Source organism: Cryobacterium sp. MLB-32, from assembly GCF_000738085.1.
Taxonomy (GTDB): Bacteria; Actinomycetota; Actinomycetes; order Actinomycetales; family Microbacteriaceae; genus Cryobacterium.
Map to the genome: position 1 here is coordinate 1 of NZ_JPRS01000759.1, position 445 is coordinate 445.

General features: G+C 57.8%; 1 pseudogene. It reads right to left on the reverse strand.

The annotated features are described in order from the left end of the window. Positions 1-206, reverse strand: a pseudogene (locus tag JF66_RS24880) (GNAT family N-acetyltransferase); the annotation flags it as partial. Between the last annotated feature and the right edge of the window lie 239 nt (positions 207-445).

Here is a 445-nt window from a genome sequence, read left to right on the forward strand (position 1 = left end):
ACGCCGTCGGTGATGACGCGCGCGTAAGCGACCTGTTTCTTGGACGCGCTGTCGTAGATGCCGAAGTTGCGTGATCCGTCAATCGCTGCATCTTGACGTGAGCGTGATCGCTCGGGTGCCCAGTAGGACTGCTTGCTGATCCAGCGGTGGACCTGATCACGGTCGATCTCAGCAGTGTCGGATGAGAACCGATAATTTGCATTCATCGTCCCATCTAATCGTGTTGACACAAACCGTGTCGAGCCCTGTCACTCTGGATCGACCGACAAATTAATGGCGATTTGACCGGAGAGCGCTGAAAGCGTTCCGCAAGAGGTTCCCCTCTGACACGGCATCGCCGTACTCGGACGCCGAATGGTTTAGCCTCAGATCTGTCGCGGTGGCCGTCCGGCTATCGGACACCCGGAAGATCGAGGTCCAGCACATACGTCTGCGACGGACGTCC